Source organism: uncultured Paracoccus sp. (assembly GCF_937873615.1).
Lineage (GTDB): Bacteria > Pseudomonadota > Alphaproteobacteria > Rhodobacterales > Rhodobacteraceae > Paracoccus.
On sequence record NZ_CALMYP010000032.1, the window covers coordinates 89,679 to 110,821 of the forward strand.

Consider the following 21,143-nt stretch of genomic DNA (forward strand, 5'->3'; position numbering starts at 1 on the left):
CGGCCCCGCAGGACTGCGCCCCGCATTGACCCCACCCTTCCATCATGCAAACGCTGACAGCGCATTCATGGGGGTCCGCATGGCCGATTTCATCACCGACGTTGCCGCAGCCGAAGCCGCCCTGCGCGACCTCTTTCCGGCTACGCCCTTGCAGTTGAACGACCACCTCTCGGCCCGTTACGGTGCCGAGATCTGGCTGAAGCGCGAGGACCTGACCCCGGTGCGCAGCTATAAGCTGCGCGGGGCTTTCAACGCCATGCGCAAGGCCATCACCGCTGGCAGCACGCGCCATTTCGTCTGCGCCAGTGCCGGCAATCACGCGCAGGGCGTGGCCTTTGCCTGCCGGCATTTCGGCGCGCGTGGCACCATCTTCATGCCGGTGACCACGCCCAAGCAGAAGATCGACAAGACCCGCATCTTCGGCGGCGACAGTATCGAAATCGTGCTGACCGGCGATTATTTCGACCAGACACTTGCCGCCGCACAGACCTTCTCGGGCCGGGAAGGCGCGACGTTTCTGTCGCCCTTCGATTCGCTCGACGTGATCGAGGGGCAGGCAACGGTGGCCCGCGAAATGCTGGAACAGCTACCCGGCGCGCCCGATCTGGTGGTGCTGCCGGTCGGCGGTGGCGGCTTGTCGGCGGGGGTGACCCGCTATCTTGAGGCAGCCGCGCCGGGCGCGCAGTTCGTCTTTGCCGAGCCACGCGGCGGCGCCAGCCTGAAAGGCGCGCTGGAAGCCGGCGGCCAGATCACCCTGCCCGCGGTGGACAGTTTCGTCGATGGCGCCGCCGTCGCCCGCATCGGCGACCTGCCCTTCGCGCAGCTTAAGCATTTCTCGCCCGAACAGGTCCTGACCGCGCCCGAAGATAGGCTGAGCATCACCATACTGGAGATGCTGAATGTCGAGGGCATCGTGCTGGAACCGGCGGGCGCGCTTGCCGTCGATGTGCTGCAGGACCTGGCCGAGCGCGGGCAACTGACCGGTCGCCGCGTCGTCTGCATCTGTTCCGGCGGCAATTTCGATTTCGAGCGCCTGCCCGAAGTCAAGGAACGCGCCCAACGCTTCGCCGGGCTCAAGAAGTATTTCATCCTGCGCCTGCCGCAGCGCCCCGGCGCCCTGCGCGATTTCCTCATGCTGCTTGGCCCCGATGACGATATCGCCCGCTTCGAATATCTGAAGAAATCGGCACGGAATTTCGGCTCGGTCCTGATCGGGATCGAAACCTCGGAGCCGGCCAACCTGACCGCACTTATGGCCCGGCTGACCGAAGGCGGCTTCGCCTATCAGGATATCACCCGCGACGAATTGCTGGCCCAGTTCCTGATCTGAACCCGCATCCCGACAGCGGTTTATGCGCGCTCCGGCCCTTGTGAGAAGGCCCGAATCCGCATAATCCAAGGCCAAATCAGAAAGGACACGCCATGACCGCGCCGAAAAAAGTCGTGCTCGCCTATTCCGGGGGCCTCGACACCTCGATCATCCTGAAATGGCTGCAGACCGAATATGGCTGCGAGGTGATCACCTTCACCGCCGATCTCGGTCAGGGCGAAGAGCTGGAACCGGCGCGCCAGAAGGCCGAACTGCTGGGCATCAAGCCGGAAAACATCCATATCGACGACCTGCGCGAGGAATTCGTGCGCGATTTCGTCTTCCCGATGTTCCGCGCCAATGCCGTCTATGAAGGGCTCTATCTGCTTGGCACCTCGATTGCCCGGCCGCTGATCTCGAAGCGGCTGGTGGAAATCGCCCATGAACACGGCGCCGACGCGGTCGCCCATGGCGCCACCGGCAAGGGCAACGATCAGGTCCGGTTCGAACTGTCGGCCTATGCGCTCGATCCTTCGATCCGGGTGATCGCGCCCTGGCGGGAATGGAACCTGTCAAGCCGCACCAAGCTGATCGAATTCGCCGAACAGAACCAGATCCCGATCGCCAAGGACAAGCGCGGCGAAGCGCCGTTCAGCGTCGATGCGAACCTGCTGCACACCTCATCCGAAGGCAAGGCGCTGGAAAACCCGGCGGATGAGGCGCCCGATTACGTCTATCAGCGCACGGTGAACCCCGAAGACGCGCCCGACTCGCCGGAATATATCGAGATCACGTTTGAGAAGGGCGATGCCGTCGCCATCAACGGCAAAACCCTGTCGCCGGCCACGATCCTGACCGATCTGAACGAATACGGTCGCAAGCATGGCATCGGCCGGCTGGATTTCGTCGAGAACCGCTTCGTCGGGATGAAGTCGCGCGGCATCTACGAGACCCCGGGCGGCACCATCCTGCTGGAAGCCCATCGCGGGATCGAGCAGATCACACTGGATGCCGGCGCGGGCCATCTGAAAGACAGCCTGATGCCGCGCTATGCCGAGCTGATCTATAACGGTTTCTGGTTCTCGCCCGAGCGCGAAATGCTGCAGGCCCTGATCGACAAAAGCCAGGAACATGTCACCGGCACGGTGCGGCTGAAGCTCTACAAGGGCAGCGTCAACACCGTCGGTCGCTGGTCGGATCACTCGCTTTACTCCGAAGCGCATGTGACCTTCGAGGACGATGCCGGCGCTTACGACCAGAAGGACGCAGCCGGCTTCATCAAGCTGAATGCGCTGCGCCTGAAGCTGATCGGCAACCGGAACGCGAAGTTCCGGTAAGACGTACCGCATGACAACATGGCATGGCTTGGGCCCGGATGTTTCGGCTATATCGCTGAACCATTCGGGCCCTGCTGCCTTCCCGGGTCAGCGGCGCTTCGCGCCAGCAACGCTGGCTACAACGACAATCAGGAGAACGAAGCCGCATGTCCCTTCGCACCCTTCTCTCCGCCGCCATATTGCTGGCCGGCCTTTCCGCCGCAGAGGCAGAGACGCTCTATTTCTCGGCCATCCCGGACGAGGATGACACCGCCTTAAAGGCGCGTTTCGACAAGGTCGCAGATTACCTTGCAGGCGAGCTCGGCGTCGATGTCGAGTTCGTGCCGGTCAAAAGCTACGCCGCCTCGGTCACCGCATTCCGCAACGACCAGATCCAGCTGGCCTGGTTCGGCGGGCTGACCGGGGTGCAGGCGCGCATGGTCTCGCCCGGGGCGCGCGCCATCGCGCAAGGGGCCGAGGACCGCGAATTCGTCACCTATTTCATCGCCAATGCCGAAACCGGCCTGACCGCTTCCGACGCCTTCCCGATGGAGATGGAGGGCCACAGCTTCACCTTCGGCGCCAAGACCTCGACCTCGGGGCGGTTGATGCCGGATTTCTACATCCGCGAGGAAACCGGCAAGGCGCCCGAAGAATTCTTCAGCCGCGTCGGATTTTCCGGCGATCACAGCCAGACGCTGCGGCTGGTCTCGACCGGGGCATACGAGATCGGGGCGCTGAATTTCTCGGTCTATGACAAGGCGGTCACCGACGGCCTGCCCGAGATCGAGACCGCGAAGATAATCTGGAAGACCCCGCCCTATCCCGACTACAGTTGGACCATACGCGGCGATGTCGATGCCCGCTTCGGCGAGGGCTTCACCGACCGCGTGCAGGCGGCGCTGATCGGCATGACCGATCCCGACCTTCTGGCCAGCTTCCCGCGTTCCGGCTTCATCCCGGCCAGCAACGCGGATTACGCCCCGATCGAGACGGTCGGCAAGGAGCTGGGCCTCTTGGAATGAAGGCACGGCTCGACGGGGCGACACTCGGTTACGGCACGACGCCGGTGCTGCGGGGCGTGAACCTGACCCTGCAGGCGGGCGAGCGTGTCGTGCTGCTCGGCCCGTCGGGCGCGGGCAAGTCGACCTTGCTGGCGGCGATCCATGCGCAACTGGTGGCGGGCGGCGAACGGGTTGCCCTGGTGCCGCAGGATCACGGGCTGGTGCCGCAGCTTTCGGTGCGGCGCAATACCTATATGGGCCGGCTGGACGATCACGGCGCGCTGACCAATCTGGGCCGGCTGGTGCATCTGCCGCAGGCGCTGCGCGCGGATATCGACGCGGTGCTGGCCCCGCTCGGGCTGCTGGATTCCGCCAGCCGCCCGGTCGAGGCGCTGTCCGGCGGGCAGCGCCAGCGGACCGCCCTTGCCCGCGCGCTCTATCGCGGCGGCGCGGTGATCGTCGCCGATGAACCGGTCTCGGCTGTCGATGCCATGCAGGCGCGCGAGATCATGGCGATGATCGCCGCCCGCTTCGAGACCGCGATGATCGCCCTGCACGACGTGGACCTGGCCCGCAGTTTCGCCACCCGCATCGTCGGGTTGCAGGGCGGGCGCATCCGCTTCGATGCGCCGGCGGCCGAGATCGCGCAAGACCGGATCGACCGCCTCTATGGCTGAGCGTCTGTCCCCCGGCTTCGTCACCGCGCTGTTTCTGGGCGTGGCGCTGATCCTGCTGCCCTTCGCGGATCTCTCGGTTGCCGGGCATGACCCATGGCCGCTGCTGGGGCGGATGCTGGCCGGTTTTGCCCGGCCCGATTTCGGCGCGGTCGAGACGCTGGCCCATTCGCTGGCCTTGACCGTCGCCTTCGCCGTGGCGGGCGTGGCGCTTGGTGCGGCGGCGGGCTTCGTCATGGCGCCCTTCTATGATCGCCGCGCCATCCGCGCCTTCTGCATCGCGCTGCGCTCGGTCCATGAGATCTTCTGGGCGCTGCTGCTGATCCAGGCCATCGGCATCGGCGCGCCGGCGGGCGTGCTGGCGCTCGCCCTGCCCTATGCCGGCATCTTCGCCAAGATCTTCGCCGAGCAGATCGAGGAAGCCGACCCCCGCCCCCGCAATGCCCTGCCGCCGAGGACCGACGCGGTGTCGCGCTTTCTTTATGCCTGCCTGCCGCTGATCCGCGCGCCGATGACGGCCTATACGCTCTACCGGCTGGAATGCGGGATGCGCGCCAGTGCCGTGATCGGCTTCATCGGGCTGCCGACGCTCGGCTTTCAGCTGGACAGCTTCTTCCGCAAGGGCGATTACGGCGCCGCCTCGGCGATCCTGATCTGCTATATCCTGCTCATCGCCTCGATCCGGCTGTGGATGCGGCCGCGTCTGGCGCCGTTCTGGATCGTCGCCGCCTTCGCCCTTCTGGCAACGGTAAAGGCGCCCCCGATGGGCGACGGCGCGCTGTGGCGCTTCCTGAGCGAGGACATCGTGCCCGCCCCCCTGCGCAACGGCGAGGGGCTGGCCGGGCTGCTGGACTGGCTGCGCGCGCTGACCATGGCCGAGATCCTGCCCGGCCTGTGGAACACGCTGATCGCCACCCAGATCGCGCTTGTCCTGACCGGGGCGGTGGCCTTCCTGTCCTTCGGGCTGACCGTGCCCGCCGTCACCGGCCGCATCGGGCGGCTGACCGGGCATCTGTTCCTTGTCGTGCTGCGCAGCCTGCCGGAATACATGCTGGCCTATCTGTTCCTGCAGATCTTCGGCCCCTCGCTTCTGCCCGCGATCCTCGCCCTCGGCCTGCATAATGGCGCCATCATCGGCCATCTGGTCGGGCGAGAGGCCGATGCCGTCGCCCCCGGATTGCGTCCCGATGCCCCGCGCGGCTGGGTGCTCTGGGGCTGGGAACTGGTGCCGAGGCTGTTCGGCAGCTTCCTCGCCCTCTGCCTTTACCGGTGGGAGATCATCCTGCGCGAAAGCGCGGTGATGGGCATTCTCGGCATCGCCACGCTGGGTTTCTTCATCGACAGCGCGCTGTCGGAACTGCGCGTCGATCGTGCCGTGGCGATCCTGATCGTCATCGCCCTGCTCAGCGCCGGGATCGACAGCATTTCGCGCCACCTGCGTCAGCGCATGAAGCTGCAACCCGTCACCGAAAGCGACTGCGCCCGCATCACGCCGCTGGCCGCAACCCCGGTTCATCGCGAAACCTGAGGCCCGCCCAACCCTTTGGCCCCGGCCGTCACAAAGAGTTACCCATTGACCCCCGGAGTGATGGGGCATAGGCAGGCAGGACAGCATTCCTGACCAATGGACCCGGCCTCGCCATGGACAGCCCCATTCGCGGCATCCTGTTGAAATGCTTCAGCGTGCTCGTCTTCACGGTGATGGCGGCCATCGTCAAGGCAACGTCGGACGGCGGGCTTGGCGTGCCACCGGGCCAACAGGTCTTTTTCCGCTCCTTCTTTGCCATCCCGGTGATCCTGCTCTGGCTGGCATGGCGCAAGGAACTGCACACCGGATTGCGCACCTCCCGCCCGATGGAGCATTTTTATCGCGGGATTGCCGGCACCTCGGCCATGGCGCTGAACTTCTGGGCGCTGTCGCTGCTGCCTTTCCCGGAAGCCATCGCCATCGGCTATGCCGCACCCCTGCTGGTCGTGGTCTTCGCGGCGATGTTTCTGGGCGAGAACGTCCGGCTGTTCCGGCTGTCCATGGTGGCGCTCGGTCTTTCCGGGGTGCTGATCGTACTGTCGCCACAACTTGGCCTGCTTGGGGAAGAGGCCGATTTCCGCCATACGCTCGGCGCCGTGGTGGCGCTTGCCGGCGCGGCCTGTGCGGCACTGGCGCAGGTTTTCGTGCGCAAGATGGTGCAGCAGGAACAGACCGCCGCCATCGTTTTCTGGTTTTCGGCCACCTCCTCGGTGCTTGGTCTGCTGACGTTGCCTTTCGGCTGGGTCCTGCCCGATGCGATGACATTGGCGCTGCTGATCGCGACCGGGCTGCTGGGCGGGATCGGGCAGATCCTGCTGACATCGGCCTATCGCTTCGGCGAGGCCTCGCTGATCGCACCTTTCGAATATGTTTCGATGCTGCTTTCCGTCGCCATCGGCTGGTTCCTGTTTGACGAGGCGGCGACACCGGTCATGCTGGCCGGCGCTTCGCTGGTGATCCTTGCCGGGATCCTGATCATCTGGCGCGAGCGTCAGTTGGGGCTGGAACGCAACCGTCAGCGCAAGGCCATGACCCCGCAGGGATAGACCCCTATCCCTTGGCGGCGTCCCAGAGCCGGACCAGATCGGCAGCGCGGGCGCCCACCGTCTCCGGGCTGTCGCCGGGACGGAAGATACCGGTGCCGACGCCGATCCCGGTCGCGCCTGCCGCGATCCAGTCCCGCATCGTGTCGGCATTGACCCCGCCCACGGCATAGCAATCCGTCCCGGCTGGCAGGACGGCGCGCATTGCCTTCAACCCGGTCGGGCCGATCAACTCTCCGGGGAACAGTTTCAGCGCGGTGGCGCCGGCGTCGAGCGCGGCAAAGGCCTCGCTCGGGGTCATGACACCGGGATAGCTGGCCAGTCCTGCCTGCCGGGTGGCGCGGATGACATCGGGGTTGCAGTTTGGCGACACAACCAGCTTGCCGCCGATTGCCGCCAGTTGCGTGACCTCGGCTGGACGCAGGACGGTGCCGGCGCCGATCTCGGCCTGAGTGCCGAAGGCGTCGATCATCCGTGCGATGCTGTCGAACGCATCGGGAGAGTTCAGCGGCACTTCGATCAAGGTAATGCCGTTGGCGATCAGGCTTTGCGCTGTGGCAACAGCCTCGGGCGGGGTGATCCCGCGCAGGATGGCGACGATGGGACGGGTCATGACTGGCCTTGATAATTGCGCCATGCGGCGTGAAGCCCGGCGCGGGTTGCGGTGTCGGCATCGCCGATGACAGGGGTGGCCCCCTGCTGTTCGAGCGCCGAGGCGTAAAGCGCCGAAAGACGTGGGGCGCCGATGATCAGCACCTGCTCGCCCAGCCAATAGGATCGCGCCGCACCCAGATCCAGCCCGATCAGCAATCCAGACAAGGCACCTTCCGCCGCGCCGGGTGCCTGCGTGCCGATCAGGCCCGCAGCGCGCAGCCGGAACAGCTGCGCCCAGGCCTGATGCGGGCGCGACAACGCGGTGTCGACGGCATCGGCAAAGGCTGCGATCCGCGCGTCCGAGCTTCTCTCGGTCATGCTGTGGCGCAAAACCGATTGACGGCTGAGCAGGGCAAAGATTTCCCCGGTCATGACGGTCTGGAAATGGCAGATCTCACCGGCCGAAACGCGCACCCATTTGGTATGGGTGCCGGGCAGGCAGATGACGCCATCGAAATCGGGCCGGGCGGCGAGGACACCGGCGATCTGGGTCTCCTCGCCACGCATGACATCGGCGGGTTTGGTCTGCATGACCCCGCCCGCGATCAGAACCGGCCGACCGCCGGGGTCGCCGGGCACCGGGGTCAGCGAAGGGATAGCGGCACAGGGTGCAGCACGATAGGGGACCTCGACCCAACCCTGACGCGCGCCGACCATGCCACATGCAACGACCGGCAGCGCCGGCCAGCCCTCGGTCAAGCGGGTCAGTTCCTTGGCAAAGTCGCCTGGGTCGGACATGGCGCCCATGCCCTGATCCGAGCTTCGCATCTCCAGCACATCATCCCGTCGCATCGCCCAGAGGCGCAGGTTCGACGTCCCCCAATCGGCGGCGATCCAGTCGGCAGCAGCTACATTCATGTTCCCCCCGGCAGCGAGGCCGTCACCCTTGTTCCTGGCATCTTTGCAGTGCTGCTGCCTTGAGGGCAAGGCTCACGCATGGCGCGATTCAAGAACCCGAACGCAGCTTCAGCACCAGCCGGGTCGCGCGGCGCAGCACCGTCAGCGCCCCGCCGAGGGCGACGACCCAAAGCGCCACGCGCAGCACCCCGCCATGTCCGCCCCAAAGCGGCTCCAGCACCGAAAGGACGGCGCCGGCGGTCACCACGGCCATGCGGTGCTGCTTGGCCATCGGCCCCGAGAAATCGGCGCCCTGACCCAGATTGACACCCAATTCGCGCACATAAGCGGTCAGGAAGGCAAAACCGGCGGCAGCCCAGCCGAGTGTCGGCTCTCCCAGTCCGAGACCGAGGCCGACCAGGATCAGCGCGTCCGACACGCGGTCGGGAAACTCGTTCCAGAAGCCGCCATCGGGGCTGCCGCGCCCGGCCTCGACCGCGACCATACCGTCGAAAAGGTTGCAAAGCAGCCGGATCTGGCAGAAGCCCGCGCCGGCCAGCAGCGCAAGCACCCGTCCGATGCCGCTGGCAGAGCCTGCCGCCCAGAAGCACAGCCCGGCCAGCAGCGCCGCCAGCATCGCCAGTTGCGAAATCTGGTTCGGTGTGATCCGCGTCCCGGCCAGCCAGGTGGCGGTTCCTTGCGCCCAGCCGGTCTGGCGGCTGGCAAGCGGGCGGCGGTTTTCGGGTTCAGGCATGACGCGCCCTCCAGAGGGTGAAGGAATAGGCCGAGGAATAAAGCGCCGTGACCGAGACCGGCACGGCGATGGTGGCAGCGATCTCGGGCGTGCCGGCAAGGCTGTGAATGAGGCTGAGAAGCAGGACCGACCCGGCCACCGCCAGCAGCGGCGGCAGGATCAGCGCGGCCGCACCGGGCAGGCGGGCCGACAGGGCCTCGATCATGCGTTTCAGGCCAAGCGTGATCAGGGCCGAGATCGTGCCCTGCACAAGGCCTGCCAGCAACGCCTCGGGCAGGGGGTGGCCGCGATTGGCGAAGACCGCCCAGCCCCCCATGCCGGCGAAAGCCACCGCCATATGCAGCGCGCTGCTTTTCAGGTTCATCAGACCGACCAGTAATAGCGCAGCAGGTGGAAATAGATCGGGGCCGCGAACAGCACCGAATCCAGCCGGTCGATGAAGCCGCCATGTCCGGCAATGGCATGACCCCAGTCCTTCACGCCCCGGTCGCGCTTGATCGCCGACATGACCAGCCCGCCAAGGAAGCCCATCATGGTCACGCAAAGCCCCATCAAACCGGCCTGCCACAGGGTGAACGGGGTCATGAAGTTCAGTGCCATGCCGATGGCCGTGGCCGACAGCGCACCGCCCAGAAAGCCCTCGACCGTTTTCGAGGGCGAAAGCCGAGGCGCGATCTTGTGACGCCCGGCCAGCTTGCCCCAGACATATTGCAGCACGTCCGAAAGCTGCACCGTGATCACCAGCCAGGCGATCAGCAGCACGCCGCGACCCTCGTGGCCGGGAATCGTCAGGTTCATCAGCGCCGGCACATGCGAGACGCAGAAGACGCAGATCATCAGCGCCCATTGCATTTCCGAGATGCGGATCAGGAAATTCCTGGTCTCGCCCGACAGGGCCGAAACGAAGGGCAGAAGCAGGAAGACATAGACCGGGATGAAGATCGAATACATCCCGTACCAGCCGATCCACACAAGATAGAACTGCACCGGCAGCACGACGAAGAAGGCGGCCACCAGCGTATTGTGATCGGCGCGGCTGGCATTGGTCAGGGTCATGAACTCGCGCAGCGCCGCGAAAGAGCAGATGAAGAACAGGATCAGCACCCCGGTCCGACCGCCCAGAAGCGCCACCGAGATGGTGATCGCCATCACCCACCAGGCGCGGGTGCGGTCGTTCAGGTTCTCGACCACCGCGTTTTCGCCATTCGGCGAATAGCGCCGCTGCAGAACCCAGCCGATTAACGAGGCGAAGATCAGGACGCCGCCGATCCCGGCAATGGTGGCCAACAGGTCGGAATGAACATTCGCCATCATGCGCCCTCGGTCTTGGGTTTCAGGGCCAGAAGCGCGCTGCGGGCGCGGGTCAGGAACGCCCCCTTCTCCTCGTCCTCGCCGACATGGAGGGGGGCGCCGAAGACGACCTTGCACATCAGCGGCACCGGGACGAAGCTGCCCTTCGGCAGCACCCGGTTGAGATTGTCGATCCAGACCGGCACCACGTCGACCTCTGGCCGCGCGCGCGCCAGCCGGTAGATGCCGGACCGGAACTCCAGCAATTCGGCATCGGTCAGGTTGCGCGTGCCCTCCGGGAAGATGATGAGCGAGGCGCCCTCATCCAGCGCCGAGGCCATTTGTGCGATCGGGTCGTCCTCGACACCGTCGCGGTTGCGCTCGATCAGCAGGCTGTTGAAGACATCGCTGCCAACGAACTGGCGGATGCCGGGCTTGCGCCAGTAATCGGCGCCGGCGACCGGCCTTGTCCGGCGGCGCTGGCTTTTCGGCAGCACCGTCCAGATCAGCACGAAATCGCCGTGGCTGACATGGTTGGCGAAATAGATGCGCTGCTGCGGCACGGCCGGGTCGAAGCCCTGCCAGACCGGCTGCACCGCCGTCAGCAGCCGCGCGAAGGCGGTGATCCCCCAACCGGCCAGATCGGCCGCGACGGCCCTTACTCGTGAACCCATGCCCTGTCCCTGTCAAACCGCGCCGATCATTGTCTATCGGTCGCGTCGCTGCAAGCCAATTGCCGGCCTGGCGCATAGGCTCGGTTGCCAAATGAAAAGGGGCGCCGGTCTGGCGCCCCGTTGTATTCGTATGATTGTGCCGGTCAGCGCTGGCTCGGCGCTGGATCGTCGAAGACATCGCCACGACCCAGAAGGCGGCGCATCAGCACATAGAACAGCGGTGCGAAGACGATGCCCAGCACGGTTGCCATCAGCGTCCCGCCGAGCACCGTCGCCCCGATGGCATTGCGGCCCGCAGCGCCGGCGCCGGTCGACAGAACCAGCGGCGTGACGCCAAGCGAGAAGGCGATGGAGGTCATGATGATCGGCCGGAAACGCTGACGCGCGGCCTCGACCACGGCGCGGAACAGCGGGGTGCCGGCCTGCGATTGTTCACGGGCGAATTCGACGATCAGGATGGCGTTCTTGCCGGTCAGGCCGATCACGGTCAGCAGCCCGACCTGGAAGAACACGCCATTGTCGAAGCGCCCGACATAGGCCCCGAGCAACGCACCCAACACGCCGATCGGCATCACCAGGATGACGGCGAGCGGGATCGACCAGCTTTCGTAAAGTGCCGCGAGGCAGAGGAACACGGCGGCAAGTGACAAAGCGTAAAGCAACGTCGTCTGGTCGCCGGAATCGCGTTCCTCAAGCGAAAGGCCGGTCCAGGCGACGTTGAAGCCGGGCGGAAGCTGGGTCGACAGTCGCTCGATCTCGGCCATGGCATCGCCGGAACTGACGCCAGGCACCGGCATCCCCTGCAATTGCATCGCCGGCACGCCATTATAGCGCGTCAGGCCCTGCGGCCCGAAGGTCCATTCACCCTCGGCGAAATTGGCGAAGGGCACCAATCCGCCCGAGGAATTGCGCACGCGCCACCGGTCGAGATCGGTCGGCACCGAGCGGCTGTTGGCCGCACCCTGGACATAGACCTTCTTGATCCGGCCACGGTCGATGAAGTCGTTCACATAAGCGCCGGTCCAGGCGACCTGCAAAAGCCCCGCCACATCGCTGGCCGACACGCCCATTGCACCGGCCTTCTGCCAGTCGATGTTCAGCCGGTATTGCGAGGCATCCTCCAGCCCCGAAGGTCGGGTCTGGGTCAGCAGCGGGCTTTGCGCGGCCATGCCGAGCATCTGGTTGCGGGCGTTCAGCAACTGCTCATGCGTCTGGCCGCCGCGTGCCTGCAGGTAGAAATCGAAGCCCGAGACGTTGCCAAGCTCGATCACCGCAGGCGGCACGATGGGGAAGACCATGGCGTCGCGGATCTGGCTGAGCGGGCCATAGGCGCGCCCGGCGATGGCCTGAACGGATTGCGCGGGATTGGTGCGTTCCTCCCAGTCCTTGAGGCGCACGAAGGCCATGCCGACATTCTGCCCCATGCCGGCGAAGCTGAAGCCGACGACGCCGAAGAATGAATCGACCGATTCGGCTTCCTGGGTGGTGAAATACTCTCCGACCTGGTCGACGACAGCCTGTGTCCGCTCGGCCGTGGCGCCGGTCGGGCCCTGGATCAGCACGAACATGATGCCCTGGTCTTCCTCGGGCAGGAAGCCCTGCGGCGTGCGCAGGAACAGGAAGACCATGGCGGCCCCAAGCGCCGTATAGATCAGCAGGACCCGCAGCGGGCGCCGCACGGCCCAGCCAACAGTGCCGGTATAGCCGCGCGTCGTCGCATCGAAACCGCGATTGAACAGGCCGAAGAGACCTTTGCGCGGCCCATGCGCCGGCTTCAACATCGAGGCACAAAGTGCCGGTGTCAGTGTCAGCGCCACGACCACCGACAGGCCCATGGCCGAGACGATGGTGATCGCGAATTGCTGATAGATGACCCCGGTCGAGCCGCCGAAGAAGGCCATCGGCACGAACACCGCCGACAGCACGAGCGCGATGCCGATCAGCGCGCCGGTGATCTGGCCCATGGATTTGCGCGTCGCCTCGCGCGGGTCAAGCCCCTCTTCCTCCATGATCCGCTCGACGTTTTCGACCACGACGATGGCGTCGTCGACCAGAAGGCCGATGGCCAGCACCATGGCCAGCATGGTCAGCGTGTTGATGGTGAAACCGAAGGCCGCCATGATCCCGAACGTGCCCAGAAGCACGATGGGAACCGCCAGCGTCGGGATCAGCGTCGCCCGCCAGCTTTGCAGGAAGATATACATCACCACGAAGACCAGCACGATGGCTTCGATCAGCGTCTTGATCACCTCTTCGATGGAGATCTGCACGAATGGCGAGGTATCGAAGGGGATCACATATTCGACGCCTTCGGGGAAGAACTGGGCGAATTCCTCCATCCGCGCCTTTACCCGTTCGGCGGTATCCAGCGCGTTGGCGCCGGGCGCAAGGCTGAGCGCCATCCCCGAAGCTGGTCGGCCATTATAGGTGGCATCGGCGATATAGGATTCGGCGCCGATCTCGACCTGGGCCACGTCTTGCAGCAACACCAGGCCGCCATTCTTGTCGGCGCGCAAGACAATTTTGCGGAACTCATCGGGCGTCGACAGCAGCGATTGCGCCGTGACGGTGGCGTTCAACTGCTGGCCCGGCACTGTCGGGCGGTCGCCGAAGGCGCCGGCAGAAATCTGCGTGTTCTGCGCCGAGACCGCCGCGACCACATCGGAGGGGGTGATTTCATAGGCGGCCAGGCGCGAAGGCTCCAGCCATATCCGCATCGCATATTGCGCGCCGAAGACCTGCACGCTGCCGATACCCTCGACCCGGCTCAGGTCGTCGACGAGGTTGGTGACCATGTAGTCGGACAGATCGACCTGATCATATTCCTCGCTGCCGATCAGGCCCACCACCATCAGAAAGCCCGATGTCGCCTTCTCGACCGAGATCCCCTGCCGCTGCACGGGTTCCGGCAGCAGCGATGTCGCCTGGCTCAGCTTGTTCTGCACCTGAACCTGGGCGATATCCTCGTCAGTGCCGGTCTCGAAGGTCAGCGTCGTGGTCGAGGAACCGGCCGAGGTGGAACTGGACGACATATAGCGCAGCCCATCGAGGCCAGTCATCTGCTGCTCAATGATCTGGGTGACGGTATTCGACACGGTTTCGGCCGAGGCACCGGGATAGGTGGCGCGGATACTGACCGAGGGCGGCGCGATCTGCGGATATTGTGCAATCGGCAGCGACAGGATCGAGAGCACCCCGATCCCCATGATGATGATCGAGATGACCCATGCGAAAACCGGGCGATCAATAAAGAAACGGGCCATGACTCTGCCTTCGATAATTCGGGCGGTGTAGGTTCAGTTGCCGGCGGGTGCGTCGCCACCGGCTGCGTCGGGCTGAGCTTCAGCTGCGGGCGGCGTATCCTGCCGCTCCTCGGGGGTAACAGGTGCGCCGGGGGCGATGCGCTGCAGACCTTCGACGATCAGCCGGTCGCCCGGTGCCAGTCCGCCGCGCACGACCCAATTGCTGCCGTGGTCCTGGACAATGTCCAGCATCCGCTCTTCGACGATGTTCTGGTCGTTGACGACATAGGCGATGGGCCGGCCGCGGCGGTCGCGTGAAACGCCTTCCTGCGGCGCCAGGACGATGTCGGTCAGCATTGCCTGCGGGATTTCCGCCAGCACATACATGCCGGGCAGCAACAGCTTGTCGGGATTGGCGAATTCCATCCGCAGGGTGACGACGCCAGTCGTCTCGTCCACATGAGGTTCTGCCCCCATCAACGAGCCTGCATGATCGTAATCCGTGCCATCGGCGAGTTTCAGCGTCACCGAGGGGTCGGTATTGGACGACAGCGCGGCATCTGCGCCCTGCCGCTGCCAGCGAATGATCGAGGCCGCCGACTGGGTGACATCGACCTGAACCGGGTCGATGCGCCGAACCACGGCCAGGGGCGTCGCCTGCCCCGAGGTAACAAGCGTCCCTTCCGAGACGAGCGCGAGACCGATCACCCCATCGAGCGGTGCCCGAATGGTGGTCCGGTCAAGATCGATGCGCGCCGTTTCAACGGCGGCTTCGGCGGCTTTCACGGCGGCGTCGGCGGCGTCGCGGGCGGCGATGGCGCTGTCCTCATTCTGCTGGCTGGCAACGCTGCGGTTGCGCAGGGCGGCGATGCGGTCGGCCTCGCGCCGGGCGTCGTCGGCCTGCACCTGGGCCTGCGCCAGCGAGGCCTCGGCCTGGGCGACGGCTGCTTCATAGCTGCGGGCGTCGATGCGGAACAGCGCATCGCCCTCGGCGACCTCGCTGCCATCCTCGAAGCTGCGCTCGACAATGATGCCATTGACCTGCGGGCGCAGCTCGGCCTCGGCCGAGGCGATGATCCGGCCGGGCAGGGCCGAGGTCAGGGTCACGTTCTCGGCCTTCATCGTGACCACGGTCACGGCGGGGGGCGGTGCCTCGCCGCCGGGGGCCTGGGCGGATGCGGAACTGGCCAGGGTGATCGCGCCAAGGACGGATGCGCGCAAGACAGCCTGTAGAAATGTCATTCTTTAACTACCATTGCCAAGGACGAAAAATTGATCGGCCGGCAAAGGGTTTTGCAGGCTTTCCCGATCACGCGTTGCAACATCTTAGGCGGGCCGGTCAGGGGCTGCAACCGCTCGACGTCTAAAAAGGTTGCGGTTTCCTAGCCTTTGCTGGCGCCTTGGCGCAGGCGTTCCAGCATCGCGACCTCCTCGGTCGTCAGGGTAATCCCGTCGCGTGCGGTCTTTTCGCGGGCAGCAAAGCGGCGTTGCGAGGGCAGGCGGGCGCCCTGGCCGGCGATGGCATCCAGAAGTGCCTCGGCCCGGGCGAAGGGATCGCCGGGCCGTCCGGCGGCGAAGCGACGCGGGGAAAATGCCAGGATGAGCTCGCCGTGATGCGGCAGGATCGCGGTCGAGCCGAGATATTCCAGCGCCTCGTCACTGGTCAGATCGCCGATCATGGCGCCGGCCAGCAGCTCGATCATGGTCGAGATCGCTGAACCCTTGTGCCCACCAAAAGGCAGCATCGCCCCGTCGAGCGCCGCCTGCGGATCGGTCGTGGGCTTGCCGTCGCGGTCCACCGCCCAGCCTTCGGGCAGCGGCTTGCCGGCCTGACGATGCAATTCGATCTCGCCCCGGGCGACGACCGAGGTGGCGAAATCGAAGACATAAGGCGCGGCCCCTGGGCGCGGCCAGCCGAAGGCGAAGGGGTTGGTGCCCAGAAGCGGCGCCGTTCCGCCCGCAGGCGCGACCGAGGAATAGCTGGGGCACATCGCCATCGCCGCAAGGCCCATGCCGGTCAGTGTCTCGATTTCGGGCCAGAGCGCGGAAAAATGCGTGCAATTGTTGATGACAAGCGCGGCCACGCCCAGTTTTTCGGCGCGTTCCGCCAGCACCGGCGCGCCAAGCGCGAAGGCGGCGGGCGAAAAGCCGGCATCGGCATCGACGCGGACAACGCCGCTGCCATCGTCGATCAGCTTCGGTTGCGCATCGGGGCTGACCTTGCCAGCGGCCAGTGTGCGCAGGCAACCTTCGATCCGATAGACGCCGTGGGATTTGCAATTGTCGCGCTCTCCGGCAACGATGACTTCGGCGACGGGGTCGGCTTGCTGGGCCGTCAGCCCGGCGCGCATGAAGATCTCGCGGGTGATGGCGGCAAGCGCGTCGGTCGTGAAGGTCTGGGTCATCGCGGTCTCCTGCGGGACGGGGATCAGCTGCATTTCTTGTATACGTTATGTATGCAAAGTGGGCAACCGGCTATGACTGACGCCAGCACCGGAGATCCCGCATGACCTTCGAACTGCATGGCAACCGTTCGACTGCCACGCGTGCGCGCATGACTTGCATACAAAAAGTATTTTGTATTTGCTTTTCGAACTGGCACATCGGATAAAAATCATGTGGAATCGGTCTCATCCAGATCCGGATACCAGACAGGGAGAATATAAAATGAAAACCAAGGCTCTGACCATCGCCGCCGTCGCGGCCGTCGCCATCACCGGCCCGGCCTTCGCCGACAAGCTGGACGACATCATCGGCTCGGGCAAGCTGCGCTGCGCGGTGGTGCTGGACTTCCCGCCGATGGGCTCTCGCGATGCAAGCAACAACCCGCAGGGCTTCGACGTGGATTACTGCAACGATCTTGCCAAGGCGCTTGGCGTCGAGGCCGAAATCGTCGAGACCACCTTCCCCGAACGGATCCCGGCGCTTGTCTCGGGTCAGGTCGATGTCGGCGTCGCCTCGACCTCGGACACGCTGGAACGCGCGAAGACCGTCGGCTTCACCATCCCCTATTACGCCTTCGAGAACGCCGTGACCGCGAATGACAAGGTCGAGATGGCGACCTGGGAAGACCTGAAGGGCAAGACCGTCGGCGCCACCGCCGGCACCTACGAGGCGATCTGGCTGGAAGGCAAGGTCAAGGAATGGGGCGAGGGCGAATTCCGTCCCTATCAGAACCAGGCCGATGTCTTCCTGGCGCTGTCGCAGGGCCAGCTTGACGCCACCGTGTCCACCGTGGAAGTGGCCGAGGCCAATGTCGCCTCGGGCAACTTCCCGGGCATCAAGGTCGTCGACAAGGCGCCGATGGTGCCCGATTACGTCGCGCTGATCGCGCTGCGCGAGGAGCAGGGGCTGATCAACTACATGAACCTGTTCATCAACCAGCAGGTCCGCACCGGCCGCTATGCCGAGCTTTACAAGAAATGGGTCGGCGAGGGCGAGCCGGCCGACCTGACCATCAAGGGCGTCTATCGCTGAGGTTTCCGCCTGACGGGCGGCGCGGGTTCCCCCGCGCCGTCTTTCCGTAAACAGGGAGGGCGGAGATGTTCAATTACAGATTCCAGTGGAAGCAGGCCTATGCCAAGCTGCCCGAGATGCTGGACGGCGCGATTACCACCATGCAGGTGGCGATCCTGTCGATGGTCATCGGTATCCTGCTGGCGATTCTGCTGACGCTGTTCCGGCGATCCGGTAACCGGATCCTCGGCGGCTTCGCCACGACCTGGGTCGAGATCGCCCGCAACACCCCGGCGCTGTTCCAGATCTACATGGCGCATTTCGGGCTGGCGGGTCTGGGGCTGCACCTCTCGCCCTACCAGTCGCTGCTGCTGGGGATCACCTTCAACAATGCCGGCTACCTGGCCGAGAATTTCCGTGGCGCACTGAAGGCGATCCCGGATACGCAGCCGCGCGCCGGCCGCTCGCTCGGCATGTCGGACCTGCAGGCCTTCCGCTTCATCGTGCTGCCGCAGATGATCCGGATTTCCTTCCCGACCATCACCAACCAGATGGTCTGGGCGGTGCTGATGACATCGCTCGGCGTCACCGTCGGCATGAATTCGGACCTTTACGGGGTGACGCAGGACCTGAACGCGCTGACCTTCCGCACCTTCGAACTGTTCGCCATGGCCGCCGTCATCTTCTATGTCATCGTCAAGATCATCCAGGCCGGCGCCTGGCTGATCTCGCGGCGGCTGTTCAGGTACTAAGGGGGGTAGGCCATGTTCGATACCGCATTGACGCTGAACGACTTCATCTTCCTTGCCAAGGGCGCGGGGATGACCATCTTCGTCACCGTGATCTCGGTCGCTCTGGGCACCGTGCTGGGGATCGTCTTCGGGGTGATCCGCTACCAGCTTGGCCCGGTCTGGTCGGCGCCCCTGATGTTCGTTCTGGACATCTTCCGCTCCATCCCGCTGCTGATCCAGCTGGTGCTGGCCTATGCCTTCCTGGGCACGGTGCTGCGGCTTGGCCTGTCGGGGCTTAGCGTCGCCTGCATGGTGCTGACGCTCTATACTTCCGCCTATTGCGCGGAAATCGTGCGCGGCGGGATCGAGGCGGTGCCCCTGACCCTGCGCCGCGCCGCGCGCTCGCTCGGCATGAGCTGGGGGCAGGACATGCGCCATATCGTGATGCCGCTGGCGACGCGGGTGGCGCTGCCAAGCTGGATCGGCCTTGCGCTTGGCGTGATGAAGGACTCTGCCCTCGTCTATGTCGTGCAGGTGACGGAACTGCTGAAATCCACGCAGATCCTGATTACCCGCCTGCAGGAGCCGCTGCTGCTGCTGACGATCTGCGGCGCCTTCTACTTCCTCATCAGCTTCCCCGTCGCGCGTTTCGGCGGTTACCTTGAAAGACGGTGGTCCAATGATTGAGATCGAGAACGTCCGCAAATCCTTCGGCCCGCTGGAGGTGCTGAAAGGCATCGACCTGACGGTCGCGAATGGCGAGGTGCTGACCGTGATCGGGGGATCCGGGTCGGGCAAGTCCACGCTTCTGACCTGCATCAACGGGCTGGAGCCGATCCAGGCCGGCAAGATCACCGTCGACGGGACCGAGGTTCACGCCAGGTCCACCGACCTCAACAAGCTGCGCCAGAAGATCGGCATCGTCTTCCAGCAATGGAACGCCTTCCCGCATCTGACCGTGCAGGAAAACGTCATGCTGGCGCCGCGCAAGGTCAAGGGCATCCCCAAGGCCGAAGCCGCCGAGATCGCCGTGAAACAGCTGAGCCATGTCGGTCTGGGCGACAAGCTGGATGTCTATCCCTCGCGCCTGTCGGGCGGGCAGCAGCAGCGCATGGCGATTGCCCGGGCGCTGGCGATGTCGCCCGACTACATGCTGTTCGACGAGGTGACATCGGCGCTTGACCCGCAGCTTGTGGGCGAGGTGCTGGACACGCTGCGCCTGCTGGCGAGCGAGGGCATGACCATGATCTGCGTCACCCATGAGATGAAATTCGCCCGCGAGGTGTCCGACCGGGTGGCCTTCTTCCATCAGGGCGTGATGGCGGAAATCGCCCCCCCGGACGAGCTTTTCGGGGCGCCGAAGGATCCGAACCTGCAGCAGTTCCTGGCCGCGACACACTGACATGACGCAGCCGGATGTGATCGTGATCGGGGCCGGCGTCGTCGGCCTCTCCTCGGCGCTGGCTTTGCAGGGGCGCGGGCTGTCGGTTGTGGTGCTGGACCGCGAAGGCCCGGCGGCGGGGGCTTCGGCCGGGAATGCGGGCGCCTTTGCCTTCAGCGATATCCTGCCCCTGGCCTCGCCCGGGATCCTGAAGAAGGCGCCGAAATGGCTGCTGGACCCGCTGGGGCCGCTGTCGGTGCCGCCCGCCTATGCGCTGAAGATCGCGCCCTGGATGTATCGCTTCTGGCGCGCCTGCTCGCCCGCGCGGGTGGCGCAGTCGACCGCTGCGCAGACCGCGCTGATGGACCTGTCGCGCGACGCGCTGGAGCCGTTTCTGGCGGCGACCGGCACCGCCGACATGCTGCGCAAGCGGGGCAACCTGCAGCTTTACGAAAGCGAGGCCGAGTTCCGTGCAGCACTACCGGGCTGGCAGGCGCGCGACGATCACGGCATCGAATACCGTCACATGACGCCCGAGGAGATGGCCGATCTGCAACCCGGCCTGTCGCCCCGCTTTACCCACGGCACCTTCACGCCGGGCTGGTATTCGATTGCCGACCCGAAGGATTACGTTCTGGCCCTGGCCGCGCGCTTTCAACAGAATGGCGGCAGCATCGAGCAGGCCGAAATCGCCGGCCTGCAACCCGACAGCGACGGCGTGACCCTGAACGGGCGGCGCGCGGCGCATGTCGTGGTGGCCGCCGGCGCCTTCTCGCATCGCATCGCGAAGACCATCGGCGACCGCATCCCGCTGGAGACCGAGCGCGGCTATAACACCACCCTGCCGCCCGGCGCCTTCGATCTGCGCACGCAACTGACCTTCGGCGGGCATGGCTTCGTCGTCTCGGCGCTGGATACCGGCATTCGGGTCGGCGGCGCGGTGGAACTCGGCGGGCTGGAGGCGCCGCCGAATTACAGGCGCTCGGACGCGATGCTGCAGAAGGCGAAGGCCTTTCTGCCCGGCCTGAAAACCGAAGGCGGGACGCAATGGATGGGTTTCCGCCCCTCGCTGCCCGACAGCCTGCCGGTGATCGGGCGCGCGCCGCGCGCGCCGCGCGTCACCTATGCCTTCGGGCATGGCCATCTGGGCCTGACCCAATCCGCCGGCACCGCCCGGCTGGTGGCCGATCTGGTCACCGGCCAGACGCCCGCCATCGACCTTGCCCCCTTCGCCCCGACACGGTTCTGAT

General features: G+C 65.4%; 20 protein-coding genes. 11 read left to right on the forward strand and 9 right to left on the reverse strand.

The window, feature by feature from the left end:
• Window positions 1–79: 79 nt before the first annotated feature.
• The 6 genes from ilvA (at window position 80) to Q0330_RS08965 (ending at window position 6,877) form a co-directional block, all read left to right on the forward strand.
• Window positions 80–1,330, forward strand: coding sequence for a threonine ammonia-lyase IlvA (ilvA, locus tag Q0330_RS08940; RefSeq protein WP_299477532.1), 1,251 nt, complete (start codon window positions 80–82; stop codon window positions 1,328–1,330).
• 92 nt (window positions 1,331–1,422) lie between these two features.
• On the forward strand, window positions 1,423–2,646 hold the full coding sequence (locus Q0330_RS08945) for an argininosuccinate synthase (protein WP_299477535.1): 1,224 nt from the start codon (window positions 1,423–1,425) through the stop codon (window positions 2,644–2,646).
• Window positions 2,647–2,792: 146 nt separating this feature from the next.
• Window positions 2,793–3,650 (forward strand): putative selenate ABC transporter substrate-binding protein, encoded by an 858-nt coding sequence (locus Q0330_RS08950; protein WP_299477538.1) that lies wholly within the window; start codon window positions 2,793–2,795, stop codon window positions 3,648–3,650.
• The gene (locus Q0330_RS08955; protein ID WP_299477541.1) at window positions 3,647–4,306 is read left to right on the forward strand and encodes an ATP-binding cassette domain-containing protein; all 660 of its coding nucleotides are present in this window, start codon (window positions 3,647–3,649) and stop codon (window positions 4,304–4,306) included. Before Q0330_RS08950 ends, Q0330_RS08955 begins: the two co-directional genes overlap by 4 nt.
• Window positions 4,299–5,831 (forward strand): ABC transporter permease, encoded by a 1,533-nt coding sequence (locus Q0330_RS08960; RefSeq protein ID WP_299477544.1) that lies wholly within the window; start codon window positions 4,299–4,301, stop codon window positions 5,829–5,831. The genes Q0330_RS08955 and Q0330_RS08960 overlap by 8 nt, the downstream gene beginning before the upstream one ends.
• 113 nt (window positions 5,832–5,944) lie before the next feature.
• On the forward strand, window positions 5,945–6,877 hold the full coding sequence (locus tag Q0330_RS08965) for a DMT family transporter (protein WP_299477547.1): 933 nt from the start codon (window positions 5,945–5,947) through the stop codon (window positions 6,875–6,877).
• Between the two features lie 4 nt (window positions 6,878–6,881).
• Here the strand turns inward: Q0330_RS08965 and Q0330_RS08970 are convergent, their stop codons facing one another.
• The 9 genes from Q0330_RS08970 to Q0330_RS09010 form a co-directional block, all read right to left on the reverse strand.
• Entirely contained in the window at window positions 6,882–7,487 is a 606-nt protein-coding gene (locus Q0330_RS08970; protein WP_299477550.1) for a 2-dehydro-3-deoxy-6-phosphogalactonate aldolase, read from the reverse strand.
• Window positions 7,484–8,386: a 2-dehydro-3-deoxygalactonokinase gene (locus Q0330_RS08975; protein ID WP_299477553.1), complete on the reverse strand. Its 903-nt coding sequence runs from the start codon at window positions 8,384–8,386 to the stop codon at window positions 7,484–7,486. Before Q0330_RS08975 ends, Q0330_RS08970 begins: the two co-directional genes overlap by 4 nt.
• Window positions 8,387–8,474: 88 nt before the next feature.
• The gene (locus Q0330_RS08980; RefSeq protein WP_299477556.1) at window positions 8,475–9,119 is read right to left on the reverse strand and encodes a CDP-alcohol phosphatidyltransferase family protein; all 645 of its coding nucleotides are present in this window, start codon (window positions 9,117–9,119) and stop codon (window positions 8,475–8,477) included.
• Complete coding sequence (locus tag Q0330_RS08985; RefSeq protein ID WP_299477559.1) at window positions 9,112–9,483, reverse strand: hypothetical protein; 372 nt, start codon at window positions 9,481–9,483, stop codon at window positions 9,112–9,114. The genes Q0330_RS08980 and Q0330_RS08985 overlap by 8 nt, the downstream gene beginning before the upstream one ends.
• Entirely contained in the window at window positions 9,483–10,433 is a 951-nt protein-coding gene (locus Q0330_RS08990) for a phosphatidate cytidylyltransferase (RefSeq protein ID WP_366518325.1), read from the reverse strand. The genes Q0330_RS08985 and Q0330_RS08990 overlap by 1 nt, the downstream gene beginning before the upstream one ends.
• The gene (locus tag Q0330_RS08995) at window positions 10,430–11,083 is read right to left on the reverse strand and encodes a lysophospholipid acyltransferase family protein (RefSeq protein WP_299477562.1); all 654 of its coding nucleotides are present in this window, start codon (window positions 11,081–11,083) and stop codon (window positions 10,430–10,432) included. The genes Q0330_RS08990 and Q0330_RS08995 overlap by 4 nt, the downstream gene beginning before the upstream one ends.
• 143 nt (window positions 11,084–11,226) lie before the next feature.
• Window positions 11,227–14,346, reverse strand: a complete 3,120-nt coding sequence (locus tag Q0330_RS09000) for an efflux RND transporter permease subunit (protein WP_299477565.1) — start codon at window positions 14,344–14,346, stop codon at window positions 11,227–11,229.
• A gap of 33 nt (window positions 14,347–14,379) precedes the next feature.
• Window positions 14,380–15,567: an efflux RND transporter periplasmic adaptor subunit gene (locus Q0330_RS09005; protein ID WP_299477568.1), complete on the reverse strand. Its 1,188-nt coding sequence runs from the start codon at window positions 15,565–15,567 to the stop codon at window positions 14,380–14,382.
• A 140-nt stretch (window positions 15,568–15,707) separates the two neighbouring features.
• Window positions 15,708–16,730 (reverse strand): Ldh family oxidoreductase, encoded by a 1,023-nt coding sequence (locus Q0330_RS09010; RefSeq protein WP_299477571.1) that lies wholly within the window; start codon window positions 16,728–16,730, stop codon window positions 15,708–15,710.
• 262 nt (window positions 16,731–16,992) lie between these two features.
• On the opposite strand from Q0330_RS09010, the gene Q0330_RS09015 reads away from it, so the two are divergent.
• The 5 genes from Q0330_RS09015 to Q0330_RS09035 all read left to right on the forward strand — a co-directional run bounded on the left by Q0330_RS09015 (window position 16,993) and on the right by Q0330_RS09035 (window position 21,142).
• Window positions 16,993–17,802 (forward strand): transporter substrate-binding domain-containing protein, encoded by an 810-nt coding sequence (locus Q0330_RS09015; RefSeq protein ID WP_299477574.1) that lies wholly within the window; start codon window positions 16,993–16,995, stop codon window positions 17,800–17,802.
• A 65-nt stretch (window positions 17,803–17,867) separates the two neighbouring features.
• Entirely contained in the window at window positions 17,868–18,533 is a 666-nt protein-coding gene (locus Q0330_RS09020) for an amino acid ABC transporter permease (protein WP_299477577.1), read from the forward strand.
• 12 nt (window positions 18,534–18,545) lie between these two features.
• Window positions 18,546–19,199 (forward strand): amino acid ABC transporter permease, encoded by a 654-nt coding sequence (locus Q0330_RS09025; RefSeq protein WP_299477580.1) that lies wholly within the window; start codon window positions 18,546–18,548, stop codon window positions 19,197–19,199.
• Window positions 19,192–19,914, forward strand: coding sequence for an amino acid ABC transporter ATP-binding protein (locus Q0330_RS09030; protein ID WP_299477583.1), 723 nt, complete (start codon window positions 19,192–19,194; stop codon window positions 19,912–19,914). The genes Q0330_RS09025 and Q0330_RS09030 overlap by 8 nt, the downstream gene beginning before the upstream one ends.
• A 1-nt stretch (window position 19,915) precedes the next feature.
• Entirely contained in the window at window positions 19,916–21,142 is a 1,227-nt protein-coding gene (locus Q0330_RS09035) for an FAD-binding oxidoreductase (protein WP_299477586.1), read from the forward strand.
• The last annotated feature ends 1 nt before the right edge of the window (window position 21,143 follow it).

Bases quoted from the DNA above. Each gene is read 5' to 3' on its own strand.
- Q0330_RS08970 (WP_299477550.1), bottom strand. From the start codon at position 7,487: ATGACCCGTCCCATCGTCGCCATCCTGCGCGGGATCACCCCGCCCGAG.
- Q0330_RS09020 (WP_299477577.1), top strand. From the start codon at position 17,868: ATGTTCAATTACAGATTCCAGTGGAAGCAGGCCTATGCCAAGCTGCCC.
- Q0330_RS08955 (WP_299477541.1), top strand. From the start codon at position 3,647: ATGAAGGCACGGCTCGACGGGGCGACACTCGGTTACGGCACGACGCCG.
- Q0330_RS08975 (WP_299477553.1), bottom strand. From the start codon at position 8,386: ATGAATGTAGCTGCTGCCGACTGGATCGCCGCCGATTGGGGGACGTCG.
- Q0330_RS09030 (WP_299477583.1), top strand. From the start codon at position 19,192: ATGATTGAGATCGAGAACGTCCGCAAATCCTTCGGCCCGCTGGAGGTG.
- Q0330_RS08950 (WP_299477538.1), top strand. From the start codon at position 2,793: ATGTCCCTTCGCACCCTTCTCTCCGCCGCCATATTGCTGGCCGGCCTT.
- Q0330_RS08985 (WP_299477559.1), bottom strand. From the start codon at position 9,483: ATGAACCTGAAAAGCAGCGCGCTGCATATGGCGGTGGCTTTCGCCGGC.
- Q0330_RS08990 (WP_366518325.1), bottom strand. From the start codon at position 10,433: ATGATGGCGAATGTTCATTCCGACCTGTTGGCCACCATTGCCGGGATC.
- Q0330_RS09015 (WP_299477574.1), top strand. From the start codon at position 16,993: ATGAAAACCAAGGCTCTGACCATCGCCGCCGTCGCGGCCGTCGCCATC.
- Q0330_RS09005 (WP_299477568.1), bottom strand. From the start codon at position 15,567: ATGACATTTCTACAGGCTGTCTTGCGCGCATCCGTCCTTGGCGCGATC.
- Q0330_RS09010 (WP_299477571.1), bottom strand. From the start codon at position 16,730: ATGACCCAGACCTTCACGACCGACGCGCTTGCCGCCATCACCCGCGAG.
- Q0330_RS08995 (WP_299477562.1), bottom strand. From the start codon at position 11,083: ATGGGTTCACGAGTAAGGGCCGTCGCGGCCGATCTGGCCGGTTGGGGG.
- Q0330_RS08980 (WP_299477556.1), bottom strand. From the start codon at position 9,119: ATGCCTGAACCCGAAAACCGCCGCCCGCTTGCCAGCCGCCAGACCGGC.
- Q0330_RS08965 (WP_299477547.1), top strand. From the start codon at position 5,945: ATGGACAGCCCCATTCGCGGCATCCTGTTGAAATGCTTCAGCGTGCTC.
- Q0330_RS08960 (WP_299477544.1), top strand. From the start codon at position 4,299: ATGGCTGAGCGTCTGTCCCCCGGCTTCGTCACCGCGCTGTTTCTGGGC.
- Q0330_RS09035 (WP_299477586.1), top strand. From the start codon at position 19,916: ATGACGCAGCCGGATGTGATCGTGATCGGGGCCGGCGTCGTCGGCCTC.
- Q0330_RS09000 (WP_299477565.1), bottom strand. From the start codon at position 14,346: ATGGCCCGTTTCTTTATTGATCGCCCGGTTTTCGCATGGGTCATCTCG.
- Q0330_RS09025 (WP_299477580.1), top strand. From the start codon at position 18,546: ATGTTCGATACCGCATTGACGCTGAACGACTTCATCTTCCTTGCCAAG.
- ilvA (WP_299477532.1), top strand. From the start codon at position 80: ATGGCCGATTTCATCACCGACGTTGCCGCAGCCGAAGCCGCCCTGCGC.
- Q0330_RS08945 (WP_299477535.1), top strand. From the start codon at position 1,423: ATGACCGCGCCGAAAAAAGTCGTGCTCGCCTATTCCGGGGGCCTCGAC.